The following is an 18,781-nucleotide window of genomic DNA, read 5'->3' as shown; positions in this document are numbered from 1 at the left end:
TGCGGACTTTATAAACAAGCGGCATATAGTTACGTGTTGGACAGAACAACCCCCAATTTGCCGCTCGAACTCGTAGAGCACCATATGGCAAACGGATTCAAGGAGGCCTTGGTGGCCGTTGCCAATGAGCGGGAGCGTCTGGCACAGGCCAACACACTCCGAGCAGGTTGGAACGCCCTGGAAACGCTCATGGGCCCTACCACTTCTCAAGAGGAGGAAGCCTATAACGGGTTTAAAGACGAGCTTACGGATTATTCCAAATACAAAGGGAATTGGCTTGGGTTGTAGGTTTTAGAAAAAAAATCCATTATAGAGATTTTCTATTTGGTACATCCTGAAGAATGAGTTTTCGTAACTTTTTGCTGCTATACCTCTTCGGAATTCTAACATATTTATCAAATTTGGAGGGTGATCAACGAAAAATTATCTTTAGCCTCATCCAACAAGCGTTTTTCAATTCTATTAAATGCTTCTTCGTTTGAATCGGAAGTGTTTAATATTTGCTGTAAATGAATACCATCATACAGGTCATGAACTCCATCAGAGCACACCAAGAACAAGTCAGAACTATCTAAGTTTTTCTGTGTGAATGTTTCAATTTGAGAATGTTCAATATCTCCTTGAACGGATCGAGTTACAACATGCTTGTACTTGCTAATTTGCTTTGGATCTTTGATTGATCCATTACTTATAACCTCATTCATCAAGGTGTGTGAGGTAGATTCTTTGACCAGTCGGTTGTTTTTGTAGTGAAAGATTTTCACGTCCCCAACCCAAAAACAAGTAGCTTGATTAGCCTGTAATATGACACCACCTACAGTGGCTCCAATTTTACTATTGTTCTTTTCTCGGAGCTGTCTTATAGCAAGATTAGCCTTGTTAATTGCTTTTTGGATTTGTGCTTCATTAATGGTTTCAACGGTTGATAAAAACGTCAATACACTTTCTGCAACCAATTTTGCTGCAATTTCACCATGCTCATAGCCACCCATACCATCAGCAATAAGATGCAGATAAGTTTCAGGATTTATGTTTTGAACCATAACAAAATCCTGATTGACTTCTCGTTTACCTTTATGTGAAAAAACTATTGACTTCATTTACCTCCAGTTGCTTGAATTGTTCCTCCACCATGTTTGGTTACTCTTGGTCGAGTGGAAACCTTAACTGGCTTGATGGTAATACTTTTTTCCGTTGCTTTTGTAGCCCATAAAAAGCCTTCTCCGGGAACTAATGCACTCATATCTGCTGCACCCAACGTTGATAATTGGGTTATAGATTTTTGGATATGCTTTAACCATTGAGGGCTGTTAAATTTATGAAGGAAAACAACCGAACTTAATTCTATGATTTCATTTGGTAAGCTTGGTGGATCCTGACTGGCTATCATGATACTTACTCCTTTGTGTCTCATTTCACGGATGGCAGTAACAATATTCCCTGTAAGGTCTTTATTGTCCATGTATTTATGAGCCTCGTCAAACACAATAAATTTGTTAAAATGAGCTCCATTCACATTTTTTACCGCAGAGAAAATATTTAGCATTATTACAAAAAGCCCTAATGCTTCATCTTTAACGATAAACTCATCACGCAAATCAACAATTATCAACCTACCCGGCTTTAATGAATCACGCAGCATGAAATTGTCATCAATGTATTCTCTAGCAAAGCTTAGTTTTTGACGAGCAAGAGCTTTTTGTGAATTGGAAAGTAATTCAGATGCTTCAACACTATCAGTAATACCATCTATAGTGATATTTCTTCTGTGTTCTTTCATTATTGCTTTGAGCTGCTTGATATAAGCAGAATCATTGCCGACAGCACCGAGAATGAATAACCAATCTTGTACGTTTAGTTCTTTTGAATTAAATGCTATTGGTAATACTTCTATTGACGGATATTCAGCTTGTCGCTCTTCAATCTTATCCTTTGGGGTAAGGATTATGACATCCTCAATATTGTCCGGTTCTGCACCATATCTCTCTTTTAGCTTGTTAAGTTCAGCTTCCTTATCATTTGGATAAATCATGGAAGTAAACTCCGGCTCATAATCCATGCTTTCGCTATAATGAAATATAACACCTGCAAGTGGGGCAGGTAACTCATTCACCTTGCTGAATTGCTTCAACACCATTTCTGATATTGTTCCTATGGTATAACTTTTACCACCGCCTTGTACACCAAACAAGCTAATTGTATTGGTTTCACTAAGGTCTATCGCAATCTTTTTGCCATGAAGACTTTCACCTAATATTCCGTATTGACTACTAGGAGAGCTTTTTCCGATTAGAATATCGTATTCCGGGCTTTCGTGATCAGGATTAACCGATACTTGTTCTGAAACAGGTTTCTCCTCAATTTCTTTTTCAGGTTCTACTTCTGGTTCTATTATTTCAGATTCGTCTGGCGTAACTGTGTTTTCAATAACAGGAACTTCAATTACCTCTTGTACTTCTTCTTTAGCCGGTTCAGGTTCTTTTGATTTGAACTTTTGAATGAAAGGCTTCAAAGTTGTGTTTGTACCTATTACAGAACTTAATTCAGCATCTAACTCATTATCTTCTAATCTTCGTGTATTTAGGTCAGAATCCGGATCAAGAATTTCTTCAATCAGTCTTCCTCCAAAAGTGAAGAAAGTTAAATCATGATCAAGAACTTCTTTGTGGTGCTTTCTTGGGGCAGTGAAGTTGAATATCAATCCTAATTGTTTGAATTTTAGTTTAAACCCTGCATCAAGATATTGTAGAAACGCAAGGTAACTTTCGTATGCGTTTTCACTCAAATACTCATAACGGTGAGCCCTTTCAATATAGAAACTCAACAAGGACTTTAATTCCTTATTCTTTATCTCACGGTCAAGTCTATCTATTGACAAATGATACTCAGGATCAAAGTGCATTCGTAATGCTTCAATGGTGTTTTCGATTTGCTCTCTCATTTTTACTTTAAGCTCATCACTTTCCGTTTCACCGAGAGATTTTCTGCATTTGATTTCAATAACGGAAATGGCTATTTCTCTTTTATCAGGATTAATGGACACCAATAAATTATCAGCCCTGCTCTTACTTTCCGAAGGAAGGTTGTCAAATAGATTTTGATGCAAATCAATCGGAATTAAGAAAGCCTCTTCCAACAAGCCTTTCTTTTCCAAAACTCTTTTTGTGAAAGCAGATCCAATCACTTCAAAAGCTTTGTTTTTAGAAGAGTTTAATTGTAGAACTAAGGAACTACTAACGGCTCTTAGGTCTTCAAGAAGTATTTTGATTTTCTTCTCGTCTTCTGCCTTATGAATGTCTAGGTCAAACTCTTCAAAATGTGGTCCGAGTAAACCTAAAATTTCTGATGTTGGTCTTGTTGTTAAGTAAGATGAAATTCCTGACAACTCTTCTCCGGGAACATAATCCAACAAGAAAGGTATTTTTCCATCTTTTGAAGGCTGATCGAATATTTGTGGACCAAGGTTTTTATCAAACGTAATAACCCAGTCAGAATAATCGTGTAAATGCGTTAAAAGAACCTTATCTCTATCATTTAAACGTAATTGAGTAGAAGGAATAGATTCTGTATGTTTAGAAGCTAATGCTCCTGCAATAAAAGATTGTATATTATCAAATAGGTCAATTCCTAATTTACCACTTCCTTGATAACCAATTGGCAGCTCATTTCCTCTAATAAACCTGTTCCATTTGATTTGGCTACCGTTTTCATCAACTGTAACGGTGGATTCGGTTAACAATCCATTTAGATAGAAGTTTCTATCGTTTTTATATGGTTTTACTAACTCAACTGTAATTGGGAAAGGACTAACCAAGAAACTTAAATGAGCCGTAAATTTTGAAGGCACTTTTAAGTAATTTGAAATGCTATTGATGGAGAATCTAAGCTTTGGAAACAATCTATTCTTAGATGGCTGAGAAAATGCTTCTGCTTCTTCTGATACATTAAATTCAGGATTAATAAGGTTTCTTAACGCCTCTCCATGCTCAATGATCCGGTCATCACCTTTAAATATTCTTACCTCATATTTTACCGCCTTAAACGCTTTATCACGTTCCAATTCAACAAAAGCATCTGCAAAAACCGAGGCATCACCGGAATTGATAAGGTTAATAATTAGTTTGTCGGTATATGGATGTTGAGCTAAGTAATTTTTTATGTGTCTAACTACTAACTTTTGGCTAATATCAGTCTCAACATAATTGTCTTTTGAAACATTGAAAAGCTGACGGAAGTAATGTTTCATTTGTCTTGAAACAGATGTCATTCCGGTTTTTGATTCATCTGCTAAAACATTTAGATATAATCCCCATCCGTAAGCTAGCTCACCTGAATAATGGTAACTTTTGAATGAGTTTGGTTCTACCAACACCAATGGGTTATTTTCAGGAGATAATTGACCTTCAAAGAAGAACTCTAAGTTCTTTGTCCATGAATCTTTATGCCCTGGGTAATCCTTTGTTTTTTGTTCCCAATCATTGAACAACTCCATCAATTCAATTATCCATGCTAATCTTAATGGATGCAAAGGAGACAGTAACAAAGCCTCTGTGGGTTGTCCATCCGGAAGCTTGGTTCTAATTCTAGCTACATCCAGTATTTGAAGTTCTGTAAGGAAGTGTTGAATTTTACTTTTCTCTTCGGCACTTAATTCATCGCTTGAAACTTGATTTTTTAAAGAAGTAGTCCATTCGGTAAGTTTCTGAACGTAATCTTTAATGATTTGATAATGATTGAATAAATCTGCTGTTTCAAGAACACCATCGCCATTTTCGTTAGAATCTTGAATTGCTTTGAAAATTTCTTTACGTAATTTCAATACAGGATTAGGAATGATGCTTGTTAAATCGCTTTCTACAAATTTTAACGATTCAAAACCTACGGCTGCTGAATTACTTTTTAAAGAACCTTTCACATAACCAAATGAATCGCTATGTTCTAAAAACTTATTTTCTATCCCTCTCAATTTTGAGGAAAGGTTAATCTGATAATTGTGCCTTTCAGAATAGTTAATATGGAAGGTAGATGTATGCTTGGTTATGTCGTTTAACCAATTATTTGAATTTTCAGATGGTTCCGGAATATCGGCTTCGTCCTCTGATTTTATCTTTTCGATTCTGTACTTAAAATAAGCCTGAAGAACGTTGTTAAGCTTGTCTTTTCTTTGATTTTCGTCTCTTTCTACTGCTTCTTCAACAACATAATCAAAGTCTTCGGAATCACAGGTGAGCTTATATGGAAACGCACTTTTCGATGCGTTTTCATCAGCATTTAATGCCTCTTCCCATGCTTTCTGAATCTTTATATCCTTAAAATCATCATTAGCATTTAAAATGTTCCCATGCTCATCTTCGGCTAGTACTTTAAAAAAGTAAGAACCTTCTTCAATCATATTAGAATTAAGATCTACCGTTGCTTCTCTGTATGGTCTATTGGAAGCGGTATTTTTCAACTTCCTTAATACAGACACTTCTTCTCCAGTACCACCATCAACTGCCATTAAAATCACCTTGAAGTATTTCAGGTCGGCTATATCCTTTGGATTTGGATTAGTGCTAAATCGAATACGAACCTTAGCTGTTTTGTTTTCCTCAACGTGTAAAACCTTTCTGCCTTCTTCAATTTTAAAATTGCTAGACTTAATTTCCTCGGTAAAGAGCTTAATGTGTGAAAAATCAAGATCAGGAATTTTCCAATTAGCAAAGTTTAAATGCTGATAGTTCTCAAATACTAATCGGCAAATTTCATCGGCATTTCGAGCATCATTTTCCTGTTTAATGAAGCTTACAATTTCTTTTTGTAGAGTATTGGGCTCCAATGGTAATTCTGCAATTCTATCATAAAGCGGTTTGCTAAATGAACTTAAAAGCTCAGTGCTTTCGAGATTGAAGTTCAATCTTGAACGTACCTTTTCGGGTTCTACAATTAGCTTTTCGTCCGGTAGTAAATTGAGCAGGTAAATATTGTTTCCAACCGCTTCATTTGAGTATCCTCCTTCTTCAAGAGCCAGTAAATATTTAATGATACTTACAGTACTAATTGCCGTTGAATTGAGGTATTGAAGAATTTCGCTTTTGATTAAGTGAGCGTAATCTTCCGGAATTTTAGCAATGAGCTCTTCTTTCAATTTATGCTCAATTCCTTCGAGTGAGATTTCTTTAAAAGTTGCATTTCCGTAAGAATCCTCTGCTGCTGTTCTGCTGTTTGAAGGAATTAAAACCAACAATGGAGCTTCTTGCTTATTTCTATATTCTACAAGCTTGGTAGCCGAAATGAATTTATCACTACCATTACTTTCTTCTGATACAATGAAAGTGTCAATAGCAGGATATTTCTCGTGGATAATATCCCACAAAAACTCTAATTCGTTTAATCCTAGACCTGTAATTTTCATACAATGCCCAGAAATGGCATTGCTTAAATCTGCCTTGTGTAATTCAAGGATCAGGTCAATTATTCTCTTGTAATATGTATTTATTGTCTTTACCATTTCCATTTTACTGAGCGTTTAATTCGTAGCGTGGTCTAATTCTTTGAAGGATATAAGCATCGCTCAGGTCGTTGTAAAAACCAATCTGACGGAGCTTCATTTTAAACGCCTCCATATTTTCTTTAAAAGCTAAATGAGTATGTAAATCTGCATCTGCAAAACGTTCTTCATTCAGTCCGTTAATCACCAATCCGTATCTATCTCTAATATTCGACACCAATTCTTCAATAGATAAACTTCTAGTTTGGAATTGATTGTCTTTAGATTCTAGCACCAAAATCTGAACAAGGGTTTCAAGCAATCTTGTACCCAGTACAAATCTTCTCGGATGCTTTCTACTTCTTCCTTGTGCCATGAAACCTCTTTCATTATTCTTTTGAGAAAGGTTATCAATAAGCTGAATATGATACCTGTATTGGTAAGTACCTCTTGCCTTTAAAATAAGCTCGATGTAACGGTCAAAATAGGTGTCCTCATATTTCACCATATCCTCAATCAGAAGCTTATCTTCTTCTTCCAATGAGTTGTATAGGTTATCCCATTGGGTTTCAAAATAGATTTCAAAATCCGTAGGTTTTTCCTGTAAAATCTTCAACGCTTTCGTGAGGTTTTCTGAATTGGTCTTATCCAGTTTCAACCTTCTTAGTGCTGCATTTACTTGAAAAGTAGATTTTACGTAATCGTAAATCTTGTTGGTTAAGCTTTCTGCATCATCCGCAGCCAAACGAGCAACCTTGCTCTCGTAATTGTCAGTTGCATCTAATACAATATTCCAATCATCAGTTATATCTGTATTGCCTGATTCTACCATTTTTGGTAAGAAATGAACCAGTTTTTGGATATACAGCGACAAGTGGAATGAGGTGATTGTTTTTAAGTAATCAATCAGTACGTTTCTTGGAATCAGCCTCTTATAAACCAATAACCTTCTTACATCATCACAAAAAAGTTCTGCCTGTTTTTGTAGGATAGGGTTAATTTGATTTAGCGTAGAATTGCTTTCTAAAAATCCGGGCTTTACATTTTTGATGATATGCAACAAGCCTAAACTATCTACGTCTAAGCCATTTCCTACATTGATTTTATTAGTGGTTTGATCCCAACCTTCCATCAAGAAGTTTTTCAAGTCTTCTTTTACAGTTGGGTTAGCACCCAACATAAGATACACTTGGTCTGCCGTATTATAATCCCTTGTGTTAGCAGCATTTCTCACACGGTAGCTTTCTAGGTGAATTGGTCGAAGAGAAGAAATTTTTTCCTTATCCACATTCCCCCTAAACACCATGTTTACTAGGTTGCTACGCATCCACAATTCGGCAGCATCAGGATTATCTTTAAATCCTTTAATAGAGCCTTCTTCTTCTAGTTTCGAGAAAACCTTTTTAAGAGTGTCTAATTCAATAAAAGTACTTCCACCTGAACGAGCTCTTTGCTTAGGACGAATACCATTATGCTTCAATAGCATGAATAAATTCACCAAGGTATTATCTATGTTTACCGCTTTTGCATCTGCGGTAAAAATCAGTTCATTTCTGAACAAGCTCTCTTCTTTATTTAATTTTATCGCCATAGTTATATCTCCATTGGTTGAATTTCAAGACGGCTCTGTTCGTCTTTACTGATTCTAAAAAACTCCATGTTATCCTTAGTAACCACCACTTCTTTGTAGTTCAGATTCTCCAACAAGTTTTTGAAGATGATTAACTCCACAAATTTTCCTCGTAGGTCATTCAATGATGGGCTAAATCCTTGCTGAATGAAAAACAACATTTCATAGAGGTCTAAGGATATAGTTAGCTTGATGTGCTTCGTGTTTTTTCCCTTATGTCTAAAGGTTAAACTATCCGGTTCATACTCCAGGTACTTCACCAAATGATCTGTTCTGTTTACAAACAGCTCAAAATCGTTTAGGTCAAATAAGCGAAACGACTTACTAAACGGATCTCTGATTTCCGTTGAAGACAGCACTAAATAATTTTGGTCTATTCCCGGATTATCGCAGCCTTCGTTTAATGAAATAGCTCTTGAAATGCTTGCTTTGGTATGGTTGTCCGTATCACCTTCTTCCAACACCTTCACAAACTTGAATACAGAGTGGTATGGCAATCTCAATAGGTATGAGGGAAGCTTTAAGGTTTCCTTTTCACCATTGTCTTTTACATAGCCATTTTGAATGCTTAATAATTCCGCTTTCCCTTCAAAGTATTGATGACGAACAAAGTTCTTTTGAATGGTCTTTATTCTTGCTACTTCGTTATCATCTTGTTCATAGGTTGGTTTAATTCTTTCAATAGAATTAAATACATCCAATAGATTGATTTCCCTTTCAGCAAATTCGAGGTAATGTTTCGATTGATGTTTTCCAAAGAACAAGTCTCTATCCAAATCAGGGATGGAAACTTCACCAATATCGGTTTCTCTTAACAGCTTGATTAATCTATCCTGATTACCTGAATCATCAACCGAAGGGTTGGTGATGTTAAAGTAGTAATGCTGCCAGTAATGCTCCGGTGAGGATTGATTTTGTTGGTACACACCTTCAATGTCCTTACAATCGTAATCACGAGTAAGCGTATAGGCGATGAAAGAACGTAAGTCCCTCATGGTGATGTGTAATTCTCTTTTCAGACTAGCTGTTCTTAACAGCCATTCCATTCTTGTAATTACTTCTTCACCGGTTGCAGTATCATTGAATGAATCAACATTGTATTTGATGAAACATTGATTTGCTAAAGAGCAGCCTTCACACTTACTCCATAATTTCTTTTGAGTAAGGGCTTTTACTTGCTGCCTGAATAAACTTGGTTCACTGTCCGATTGAGCTGCCACCGAACGCAAATTCAGGTTGATAATCATCAAACCTTCCGGTAGCTCGTGATGTCCTTCATTGTAGAAGTAGTTCTCAATATGCTTGTGCAATGCTTGGTGTTTCTCCGTAGTTTTTAAGAACTCAACCAATCTACCTTCATTGATGGCAATGATTCTACCTTCGTTGGCTTGATTGTAGTTTGAAATATCTTCAAAAGGTTGGAAGAAGCTCTCCAACACCTCATTATTAGCTCTTTCGTCTTCATCTTGCGAACCATCGTAGTTGCTTTCAAACGATACGCCATTTATTTTGAATCGAGCACCATTTTTATGACCAAAACGCTCTAATTGACTGATGTTTTTATCTTCTTCAATCTTACGAATAAAAGCAGTTTTACCATCTCCGGCATTTCCTGTAATAATTAAAAGCTTGAATTGACCATCCAATATTGCCGGGATCAGGTGGTTATCCAATTTAGTTGGTGTATAGGTTAATTCATCATAAACATTTGTATCGAAATTGGCTCTAGTTCCTGAGTTTCCGTGCTTCGACTGACTGTAAAGAGAGTTGATATATTTTACAAAATCATCCTGTTTTTCAATCTCAACGGCAGGTTCCGCTTTTTCTTTTTTACTTTCTAAAATGCCTTCTTCACCAATTGCCAAAAGGGCATCCAACATCTCTTGAGCATTTTTAAAACGATCAGCTCCATTCGGGCTTATCGCTTTTAATAGAAAAGCTTCAAAAGTATCTGAAAGCCTTTCTTCTATGGTTTTAGGAGCAATGGGTTCTTTGCTCATTAATGGTAGCTTACCTGGAGCCCAAGGGTATTGCTTACAAATAAGCTCATACAGAGTAATTCCTAATGCAAAGGTATCTGCCGACTTGTCCCAGTTTACTTTGTAGTTGTCTGTGATTAAGTCTGGAGCTAAGTATGGGTTGGTTCCTACAAAATCTTTATTGTCTTCTGCAAAGGAAGCCACATTGAAATCAATCAGAACAAAACGTTCTTGGTTATCCCAAATGATGTTTTGAGGTTTAATATCTCTATGCAATACCGGTTTTGGCATGTTTTGCATAGAAACCAATGCTCCTAAAATATCTTTTGCAGCTTGGTAAACACGATAAATTGGAAGACGAGCATCGGTACGAGTGTACATGCTTAGGTTTTCGCCATCCAAGTATTCCATCAATGTAAAAAACTGACCGGTAGGGGCAATTCCATTCCAAACAAACTTTACAATGTTGTTTTGATTCAGGTTAATTAGAGCATTGTATTCATCTGATACTGACTGAACATTTACACTTTCATGGAAAAGCTTCATGGTATAGTACTTGCCTTGAATGCTGTGCTTTACCTTAAAAACCTTTGAATAACCTCCTTGACCTAGTATTTCGTGAATTACATATTCGCCAACACGGTCTCCTTCTTTTAAATCATGAGCTTCCGTTTGTTGTGGAACTTTGGCAGGTGTTGTTTTTGCAGGCTGAGGCTCCGTTTGTGATTCTTTAATGGAATCATTGATAAAGTTTTCGAGTTCCTCTATGCTGTCAATGCGTTTTAGTTCATCAGTTAAAACGGTTTTTAAGCAAAGTTCATCCAACCATTTTGGAAGTGCCTTATTGATATGGCTTGGTAGTTTTTCTTCCGGTATTTGACCACCAAGTTTATCTAATTCGTATGGTGTTTTGAATGGCTCTTCGCTTGTGAATAACCAATAAATTAATACTCCAAGAGAGTAGATGTCCGATGAACGAGAAGCATCACCAACAGTCAATTCTAATGGATGATAAGGCGTGGCGTTCATCTCGTTGATGGTTGCCATTACTGTATAGCCTTGCTCGTTATGATCGGTAAAATAAGACTTACCGAAGTTTCCTAAATAAGCGTAACCGCTGCTCATGTAGATATTGTCTGGATTAATATCTCTATGATAAATGTTTTCTTTGTGAGCCTCTTTTAAGGCTGCCATTACATTGCGAAGAATGCCAATTTTCTCTTGAAAAGTGAAGGTTTTGGAACGAGCTTCTGCACGTAACGAGTTTTCATCCAAGAAGTCTGAAATCTCGTAAAACAAGTGGTTTTCTTCGTCTATTTTAAACTCTACATTCAGAATAAAAGGTTTTGCCTTTATCTTATGCAAAGCCTTGTATTGGTTTTTGATAGATTCTTCACGTTTGCGAAGTTCTTCTGCTGATAACCCCGAAACTTGCAAGGAGAATTCTTTTACTCTTTTGCGGATAGAAGAGGTAACACCTTTGGGCTTTACCAAATACTCGGTAAAGTTTGGCTCTTGTTGTAATACTTCAATAATCTCATAGCCTTCAACCTCTCGTTTATCGTTTGGAGATTTTTTGCTTTGGTTCCCGATTAAAAACTCAATAATGTCTTTTTGAATATCGGCAATGTCGTTTTCTAATTTCCCAACGCTATAAGGATCGGTAATGTATTCAATCAGTTTTTCATCGAGCTGAAAAGTAAGTTTGCCTGCTTCTTGCCAAAGTGAAGGTGTATAGGTGTTTGGGAATGAAAGCGTAACCATGTTTTGAATCCATGCCTTTCCCCAGTCGTAATCATGCTCTTTAAGTTTAGAGGCGAGTATGGCAGTTTTTTGACGACCGGTTCTCAATGGATTGTTACGTTGTTTATCGTTTACATACCAGTAATTATCGTCTCCTTCAATACGTCCTTTCCAATCTTTGTTTTCTATGTTGTATATGGCATGAGGAGCCACCACAATTAGGTCGTATTCCCAATATTGCGTACGGTTGTTGCGTGGATTGGTAGAAGCAATTTCTACATTAGGAACCAAGTAATAAGTATCCGGAAGGTTAACTTCTAAATAATCTAGCAAACGCTTTTCTCCGGCATTCACAACCGATTCAAAATAGGGTGGTTTAATTATTTTTGCCATGATTCAATTTCTTTTTCTACTAAGTCGATTGCTTTTAGCTCATTCTTAATCGCAGTTGAAGTGTTTTGCTTGTATTTCATGATTAGCTCATGAGCCTGATTCATTACATCTTTTTTTAAAATTGGCACTGGAAGTAACTCCAAATGATGTGGTTCAATTTGAGGTATAACTGATCCATAGGTAAAACTCTGAATTGCTCTAAGTCCCAACTTTGAAGACATGAATGCAAATAAATAACCGGTAGGGATTTCATCAGCAATCACACGAAGAATGTGCTGTGATGCTGTTTTTCCACTCATAAACTCATTGACTAATACAGAGAAACCGATTGTACCGCCACAAGTAACAAGAATCCAATCTTCCTCTATTTTTAAATCCTCAAGGTGCTTCGTTTTAGCCTTGGATAATTTTTTATCACTTTTAGGGATATGTCTTACAATATCAGAGCCACCTAAAAAATCAAGCCCATTCTCAACATAATGTCTTTTAAAAATACCAGGTCTAAAGATGGGTTTTGCAACATCTTTTAAAAGCGTATGATTTAAACCTTCGATATGCTTCTTTATCTCCATTCCACTGGAAATAAAATATTCTGCCTCAAATCTTTTTTGATGTGAATCCAAAAGTGCCGAAATGGAAACGGAATTTCCTAATCCCTTCTTTTCAAAACCAATAGAGTTAATTACAATGTTTTGTGCCTTTAACAATAATTCATGAGCCTCTACACGTAATTTGGAAGCCTCTAAAATCAAGCTATTTATTTCTTGTTGTTTTAATTCTGGTAGTACAGGGATATTAATTTTTTCTACATGATGCGGCTCTATATGCTTAACCACTCCTCCATAACCAGACTGTGTAAGTAAGCCATAACCATATTTTGAAGAAAGGTAAGCATACATATAACCACCTAATACTTTTTTCTGAAGTGGTTTTATTCTTACTAAGTCATCCGTACCAATAAAACCCTCATAATCGGAAGTTGAATATTTTACGAGACCAAGTGTGCCAGACCTAGTAATCAAAATCCAATCTTTTTTTAATTCCAGTTCTTTCAAGTATGGTGAATACTTCTTGGAAATATATTTTCCTGATTCAGGTAATGCTTTGAATAGATCAGATGCTGTAAAAAACATTAATCCATTCTCAGGAGAATCAACATATACTCTTTTATGAATATTCCCCTTGAAGAGTTCTTTAGATTCATCTTTTATTGAAACTGTCTCATAAGGGCAATAGTTCTCAATTATCCTCTTGGTATTTACTCCATCACTCAAATGGAAAGAAGCATCCAAACGTAAATCAGATTGCGAAAACCAACTATTTTTAACTAATACCGTTTTCATTAAATACTTCCTTTTAAAAATTTGTTATAAGCCATTGAAATTGAAGGGAGATCATCGTCTAGTTGTTTAAGTTTTTCTTTCCTAACCTTTACTTCTGATGAACCATCTTTTTTGTGAATCACATACTTCGTTTCAACATCAAACAACATTTCAGCACCATCTTCATCCCTTTGGAATATTGGAATACCTCTTCGGTCTTTTCCAAGCTTTTCGGCAATTGCCATAAATACATCGTAATCTTCGGCACTGTCTTGGGCTAGTTGGCGTTCTACCTCCGTTTTCTTTTGTAAAAACAAAAGAGAGGCTTGTACACCTACTTGTGGTAAAAAGGCTTCTACTGCCAAATCCACAGAAGCCAATATTTTGTATTTATCTAAAATCCATTCACGTACCGGTAAGGTATTTGGGTTCCCCAAAATACCATCAGGCAGTACAATTGCCATTTTACCGCCCGGCTTTAAGAAATTGTAGCATGCTTCAATAAACAATACTTCCGGAGCATCGCTGTATGCAGATAAGTGGTATTGGCTTGCAATTTCTTGTTCTACCTTTACCTTAGCCCCAAATGGAGGGTTGGTAAATACCATGTCAAATTTTTCACGAGCATCGCTGCCATAGGCATTGTCTAAGTCTTTCATCTCGCTTAGACTTCGGCTAATGGAAGCGTTAATTTTTTCAATTTCTTCGGGATGCTCCCAGTTAGGGTAAGCCAATGAGTTTACATGGAAGATGTTGGCATGTCCGTCTCCTGCCATCACCATGTTCATACGAGCTGCCTTTTTCAAGTCAGGATCAAAGTCAAAACCAAAAATGCTACGCTCGGCATATTGTCTAATGCGTTCGTTTACTTCAATAGAGTTAAACTTCTCTGCTAATAGTGGTCCATCTAAATCAGGAAACATGTCGGTTGCAATTTGCTTACGTACATGGTCTAACGCCATTACCAAGAAACCTCCCGAACCACAGCAAGGATCCAAAATCCTATCTGTTTCGGTAGGGTTCAGCATTTCTACCATTGCTTTCACAATGTTTCTTGGTGTAAAGAATTGTCCGGCTTCTTGCTTTAGGGTGTTACTTACAATGGTTTCGTAAGCCATTCCTTTTACATCCACAGAGGCATCTAAGAAGGAGTATTTTGCCAGTTCACCTGCAATAAAAGCAAGTCCTTTGTCGGTTAGTCCAATAGCCTCATTTCCATCAAATACTTCTGAGAAAACAGAATCCGATTTTAGCTCTTCAAACAATCCTTTAATTCGGTCTGCAACAGCTTTACGTCCATCTTCGGAGTTTTGCTCTTTTACACCTACCCAAAACTTTCTTCGGTAGCTTTCACCATTTTCAGCACAGATAAATCTTCGTTTTTCATCATAGAGCTTACAGAAAATCAGGTTGAGTAACTGCCAAAAGGCATCTTTCTTTCGTCCTTCATTTCCGTAGATATAGTCATGCGAACGCTTAAATACTTTGATTAATGAATCGTTTGCAGGCTTTCTACTGCTAGAACGATCTGCACGATCAAGGTCGTCCAATGTTTCACCTTCACCAGGGAAATCCGATAAGTCCACAAATTCATAATCGTAACCAAGTGCATCGTCTTCTTTTTGCAAGAAATGGTAGCTAGAACCGTTTGCCCACAAGCCGAACTCACAGCTTTCCACAGCACCCATAGCGTTTTCAAGTGTTGCAGCTAAGCCTTTCTTTTTATCGGTTTCCTTCACCTTATCGTCCTGAACAATGCAGATACGAATAACATGTTCTTGCTCATGTGGTTTCCCTTTTTCAAAAACCACCAATTCCACTTTTTGCTTCTTGGACTTTCCGGTATCAGGATCGGTGTATTCAATTTTGAAATCACGTTCCATGTCGTCTAAGTCAAAACCATACTCTTCATTAAGCATGATGATTACCGACTGGAGGTTAGATTCCTGAGGTTTTATTTTTTTTACTTCACCTGATAGAACACAAATCAGTTGATTGTCTTCTAATACTATATCTTCTTGTTCAATTACTTCTGTGGACATATTACGCTATTGATTTTATGAATTCATTAATCTCATTTCTTTTATCTCTTCGAGCAGCATATCGAAGCAGTTTGCTTTGATTTACACTGTACTTTTTAAAAGCCTGCTCATACAATGTTTCTATATCGAAACCGATAGGCTGCAAGTAACTTTCGTACTTCAACCATACATTCACCAACAAACCTTCGATGGTTGGCGTAGTGTATTCGCCTGATTTGTAAAGTGGCGTTTCCGATACCAAGGGAGTAATGATAACGGCTTCGTTATGAGCCATTACATATCTACTAATAACCTCCTTATCAGGTTGAAGGAAGGTTTGTTTACTGAAATCCAACATGTTTTCAAACAATGGTTCCAGTTCTTCCTTGTTTGTTGAAAGGAACATCCAGTACCTATCTACACTGGTTTCGCCAATATCATTAAGCATTTGGGTGTCCCACATGCTCAAATCTGCTTTGCAAAGAGGTTTTATGCGATTGTAAAGTCGTTTTGCTTTAAGACTGAAATCAGGAGTGTATTCCGGCTTAAACTCAAAGGAGTATAAGCCTCTACCTGTTTGATAGATTAGCTTTTCTTTTTTGAGCTGATTAAGCCTCCAAGAAATGGTACTTGGTGATAATTCAGGGAAGGTATTGACCAACACCTCGGTAATTTCCTTTGTGGTAATAACCGATTGATTAGCAAAATGCTCCTTTAGTTTCGATGCGAGTTCTGAATTTTTCATTCCTTATCAAAAGTTCAAAGATAAATATAATATTGAAATTACAAAACTTTGGCAAGTAATTATTATATTTGCCGTAAGTTGGAGTTAATTATGGGTTTTAGCTGCATAATCAAAATTGTGAACATCTGCTGTAACTTATGTGGAGTTAAATTACCAGGTATTAGGTTTTTCGTTTAACAGGTTTCAAGTAAATGAAGGGGGTATTAATTGGGGAAGTGTCCGGGGCAGCCCTGCCATACATTTGTCTTTTTATACTCTTTATCCGGTTTACATCCCAACGCTAGCAAGTTTGCGAAAGAAAAGCCAGCAGGTAATAATTAAGTATTCAGCCCTGGCCTATCGGCTGGCCGAATACTTAATTATTGTATGGCGTTTTTATATGTCACCATTTTCTCTTTTAAATTTTAACGTTAATTGTTCAGTTATTTGTTTTATTATTTTAGTAGTGATTGTTCTCAGTTTATTCAGGTTTGTACTAATTTGAATATTTAACTCATCTAAATTTTCAAAGGGTAATTCAGTAGAATATATAATTAAATCCTGAGATTGTTTTGTTTTATGAGCAGCAGATTCATTTCTGATTTTTCGTAACACGGAATTGTTTTTGTTTTTTATTCTTGAGAATTCTTTACCAACATCTTTTAAATCAGTAACGAATTCACTCATTTCGTTTGATATCAATTCATTTCTTAAATTCTTACCAATCATTGGACTAATGTCATCAAGAAATTCAATTATAGTTAAACATAGTAGTCTTCCAAATAAATTCTTTTGCGTTTCACTTTTTGATGTAACGTAATTGTCATAAAGAATCGATATATCATTATACACAATTGATGAGAATAGACATAAATTATATAATTCATCATAATTGTTGATTCCTAATTTCTGTAATTTTTGCCAAACTTCTTTATTGGTTTTTATATCAAGTAATCTCTTATTTTCAGCATTTTTATAATACCTCGACAAAATCGGACCATTGTTTAAGTTGAAATTTTATTAACTTTAAACAATGACAGCAATGAAAAAAAGACGAAGGAATTTCACCTCAGGATTTAAATCTAAAGTGGCCATAGAAGCCTTAAAAGAGCGATATAGTCTCTCTGAACTTGCCGAACGCTTTGAACTGCACCCTAATCAGATTAGTCAATGGAAGCAAGAATTCCTTGAGAATTCAAGCGATGTTTTCGATAAGAAAAAGGATAAACCTGCCCAGGAAGAAGTTGATTTGGACAAGCTTTATGCAAAAATAGGAAAGCTTGAAGTAGAGCGTGACTTTTTTAAAAAAAAAGCTTGAACAAACTGGATCTGATGAAATGAAACGGAGCCTAATTTCAACCAAAGAAAAAGAGGGTTTAAGTATCCGCGAACAATGTGAGCTTATAAGGATTAACCGGAGTACATTCTATTATGTGCCCAAGGGTGAAAAGCCAGAGAACCTGGAGATGATGAAACTCATGGACAAGCACATCCTGGAGGAGCCTACTGCGGGTGTTTTGACCATGCAATCCATGTTATATGATAAAGGGTATAAAGCCGGGTATGAGCGGGTAAGACGATTAATGCGCAAAGCCAACATACGTCCCATCTATCCCCGCCGCCATTTAACCTGTCTTGGAGAAAAGAAATATATCCACCCTTACCTTTTAAGGAATTTAAAAATTGTTCGTGCCAATCAGGTATGGGAAGTAGATATCACTTATATTCCCATGCAACAGGGATTCATGTATCTTACGGCTGTAATCGATGTTTTTAGCCGGGTAATTGTAGGTTGGGGACTATCCAATACCCTTGACAGTAACAGTAGTTTAGAAGTAGTTAAACACGCAATAGCCAAACACGGAAAGCCCGAGATCCTTAACTCAGACCAGGGAAGCCAATTTACTTGCCTGGATTACGTATCATATTTGAAAAGAAATGGAATTCAAATAAGTATGGATGGAAAAGGAAGGGCATTGGATAATATTTACATTGAACGTTTTTGGAGAACTATTAAATATCAGCATATTTACCTTAATCCAGCAGAAGATGGAATAAGCCTTTATAAAGGAATAAAATCCTGGATAGATAAATATCACCATCGGGATCACCAGGGAATTGGCAGAGTAAAACCTATGGAAAAATACCAAAATGCAGCTTAAAAAATCAATTAAGAATCAACTAAAAGTGGTCTAAACAAATCGAGGTATTATATTTTAGAAGTGAATCGTTTAAATTCTTTTTTTTTGTTAAATAATTCACTAATTAAATTCATAAATTGAGTTTGGTTTTAATGACATACCATGCCAATGATATCTGAGCAAACCGTGCCAATTTGAAAGATACTGCAATGATATAAAAAATTAATGTTAATCTAATTTTAAGAAACTTAACAAAAATTTTTGAAGAAAAGTGTCCGTTTTGAAACGGAACACCTGTCCGCTTTGGCCGGATTATGCGGGACTAGACCATAAACTGTGTAAGTAGTAAATAGAGGGTA

General features: G+C 36.3%; 11 protein-coding genes. 3 read left to right on the top strand and 8 right to left on the bottom strand.

Annotated elements, in window-relative coordinates; genetic code table 11:
• On the top strand, positions 1-288 hold a 288-nt coding region (locus BV214_RS16860; RefSeq protein WP_176328537.1), incomplete at its 5' end, for a hypothetical protein.
• 107 nt (positions 289-395) lie between these two features.
• On the opposite strand, the gene BV214_RS15595 is transcribed toward BV214_RS16860, so the two are convergent.
• From BV214_RS15595 to BV214_RS15560, 8 genes are all read right to left on the bottom strand, one after another.
• Positions 396-1,100: a PP2C family protein-serine/threonine phosphatase gene (locus tag BV214_RS15595; protein ID WP_086478438.1), complete on the bottom strand. Its 705-nt coding sequence runs from the start codon at positions 1,098-1,100 to the stop codon at positions 396-398.
• Entirely contained in the window at positions 1,097-6,496 is a 5,400-nt protein-coding gene (gene mads8 / locus BV214_RS15590) for a methylation-associated defense system ATP-binding protein MAD8 (protein WP_086478437.1), read from the bottom strand. The genes BV214_RS15595 and mads8 overlap by 4 nt, the downstream gene beginning before the upstream one ends.
• 1 nt (position 6,497) lies before the next feature.
• Positions 6,498-8,060, bottom strand: coding sequence for a methylation-associated defense system protein MAD7 (gene mads7 / locus BV214_RS15585; protein WP_086478436.1), 1,563 nt, complete (start codon positions 8,058-8,060; stop codon positions 6,498-6,500).
• Positions 8,061-8,062: 2 nt separating this feature from the next.
• Positions 8,063-12,214, bottom strand: a complete 4,152-nt coding sequence (gene mads6, locus BV214_RS15580) for a methylation-associated defense system protein kinase MAD6 (RefSeq protein WP_086478435.1) — start codon at positions 12,212-12,214, stop codon at positions 8,063-8,065.
• Positions 12,202-13,557: a methylation-associated defense system restriction endonuclease subunit S MAD5 gene (gene mads5 / locus BV214_RS15575; RefSeq protein WP_086478434.1), complete on the bottom strand. Its 1,356-nt coding sequence runs from the start codon at positions 13,555-13,557 to the stop codon at positions 12,202-12,204. Before mads5 ends, mads6 begins: the two co-directional genes overlap by 13 nt.
• Entirely contained in the window at positions 13,557-15,578 is a 2,022-nt protein-coding gene (mads2, locus tag BV214_RS15570) for a methylation-associated defense system DNA methyltransferase MAD2 (protein ID WP_086478433.1), read from the bottom strand. The genes mads5 and mads2 overlap by 1 nt, the downstream gene beginning before the upstream one ends.
• Position 15,579: 1 nt before the next feature.
• Positions 15,580-16,302, bottom strand: coding sequence for a DUF6577 family protein (locus BV214_RS15565; protein WP_086478432.1), 723 nt, complete (start codon positions 16,300-16,302; stop codon positions 15,580-15,582).
• Between the two features lie 375 nt (positions 16,303-16,677).
• Positions 16,678-17,271, bottom strand: a complete 594-nt coding sequence (locus tag BV214_RS15560; RefSeq protein ID WP_086478431.1) for a hypothetical protein — start codon at positions 17,269-17,271, stop codon at positions 16,678-16,680.
• A 52-nt stretch (positions 17,272-17,323) separates the two neighbouring features.
• On the opposite strand from BV214_RS15560, the gene BV214_RS15555 reads away from it, so the two are divergent.
• On the top strand, positions 17,324-17,599 hold the full coding sequence (locus tag BV214_RS15555) for a transposase (protein WP_086478430.1): 276 nt from the start codon (positions 17,324-17,326) through the stop codon (positions 17,597-17,599).
• 19 nt (positions 17,600-17,618) lie between these two features.
• Positions 17,619-18,443: an IS3 family transposase gene (locus BV214_RS15550; protein ID WP_140157778.1), complete on the top strand. Its 825-nt coding sequence runs from the start codon at positions 17,619-17,621 to the stop codon at positions 18,441-18,443.
• The last annotated feature ends 338 nt before the right edge of the window (positions 18,444-18,781 follow it).

The sequence above is a fragment of the Arenibacter amylolyticus genome (genome assembly GCF_002150785.1).
Taxonomy (GTDB): domain Bacteria; phylum Bacteroidota; class Bacteroidia; order Flavobacteriales; family Flavobacteriaceae; genus Arenibacter; species Arenibacter amylolyticus.
Note: the sequence above shows the minus strand (reverse complement) of the source record. Positions and strands in the feature narration are given on the sequence as shown.

What these genes read in the sequence shown, in the direction of transcription:
- BV214_RS15565 (WP_086478432.1), bottom strand. Translation starts at nt 16,302, where the DNA reads ATGAAAAATTCAGAACTCGCATCGAAACTAAAGGAGCATTTTGCTAAT.
- BV214_RS15555 (WP_086478430.1), top strand. Translation starts at nt 17,324, where the DNA reads ATGAAAAAAAGACGAAGGAATTTCACCTCAGGATTTAAATCTAAAGTG.
- BV214_RS15550 (WP_140157778.1), top strand. Translation starts at nt 17,619, where the DNA reads ATGAAACGGAGCCTAATTTCAACCAAAGAAAAAGAGGGTTTAAGTATC.
- mads7 (WP_086478436.1), bottom strand. Translation starts at nt 8,060, where the DNA reads ATGGCGATAAAATTAAATAAAGAAGAGAGCTTGTTCAGAAATGAACTG.
- mads2 (WP_086478433.1), bottom strand. Translation starts at nt 15,578, where the DNA reads ATGTCCACAGAAGTAATTGAACAAGAAGATATAGTATTAGAAGACAAT.
- BV214_RS15595 (WP_086478438.1), bottom strand. Translation starts at nt 1,100, where the DNA reads ATGAAGTCAATAGTTTTTTCACATAAAGGTAAACGAGAAGTCAATCAG.
- mads8 (WP_086478437.1), bottom strand. Translation starts at nt 6,496, where the DNA reads ATGGAAATGGTAAAGACAATAAATACATATTACAAGAGAATAATTGAC.
- mads6 (WP_086478435.1), bottom strand. Translation starts at nt 12,214, where the DNA reads ATGGCAAAAATAATTAAACCACCCTATTTTGAATCGGTTGTGAATGCC.
- mads5 (WP_086478434.1), bottom strand. Translation starts at nt 13,557, where the DNA reads ATGAAAACGGTATTAGTTAAAAATAGTTGGTTTTCGCAATCTGATTTA.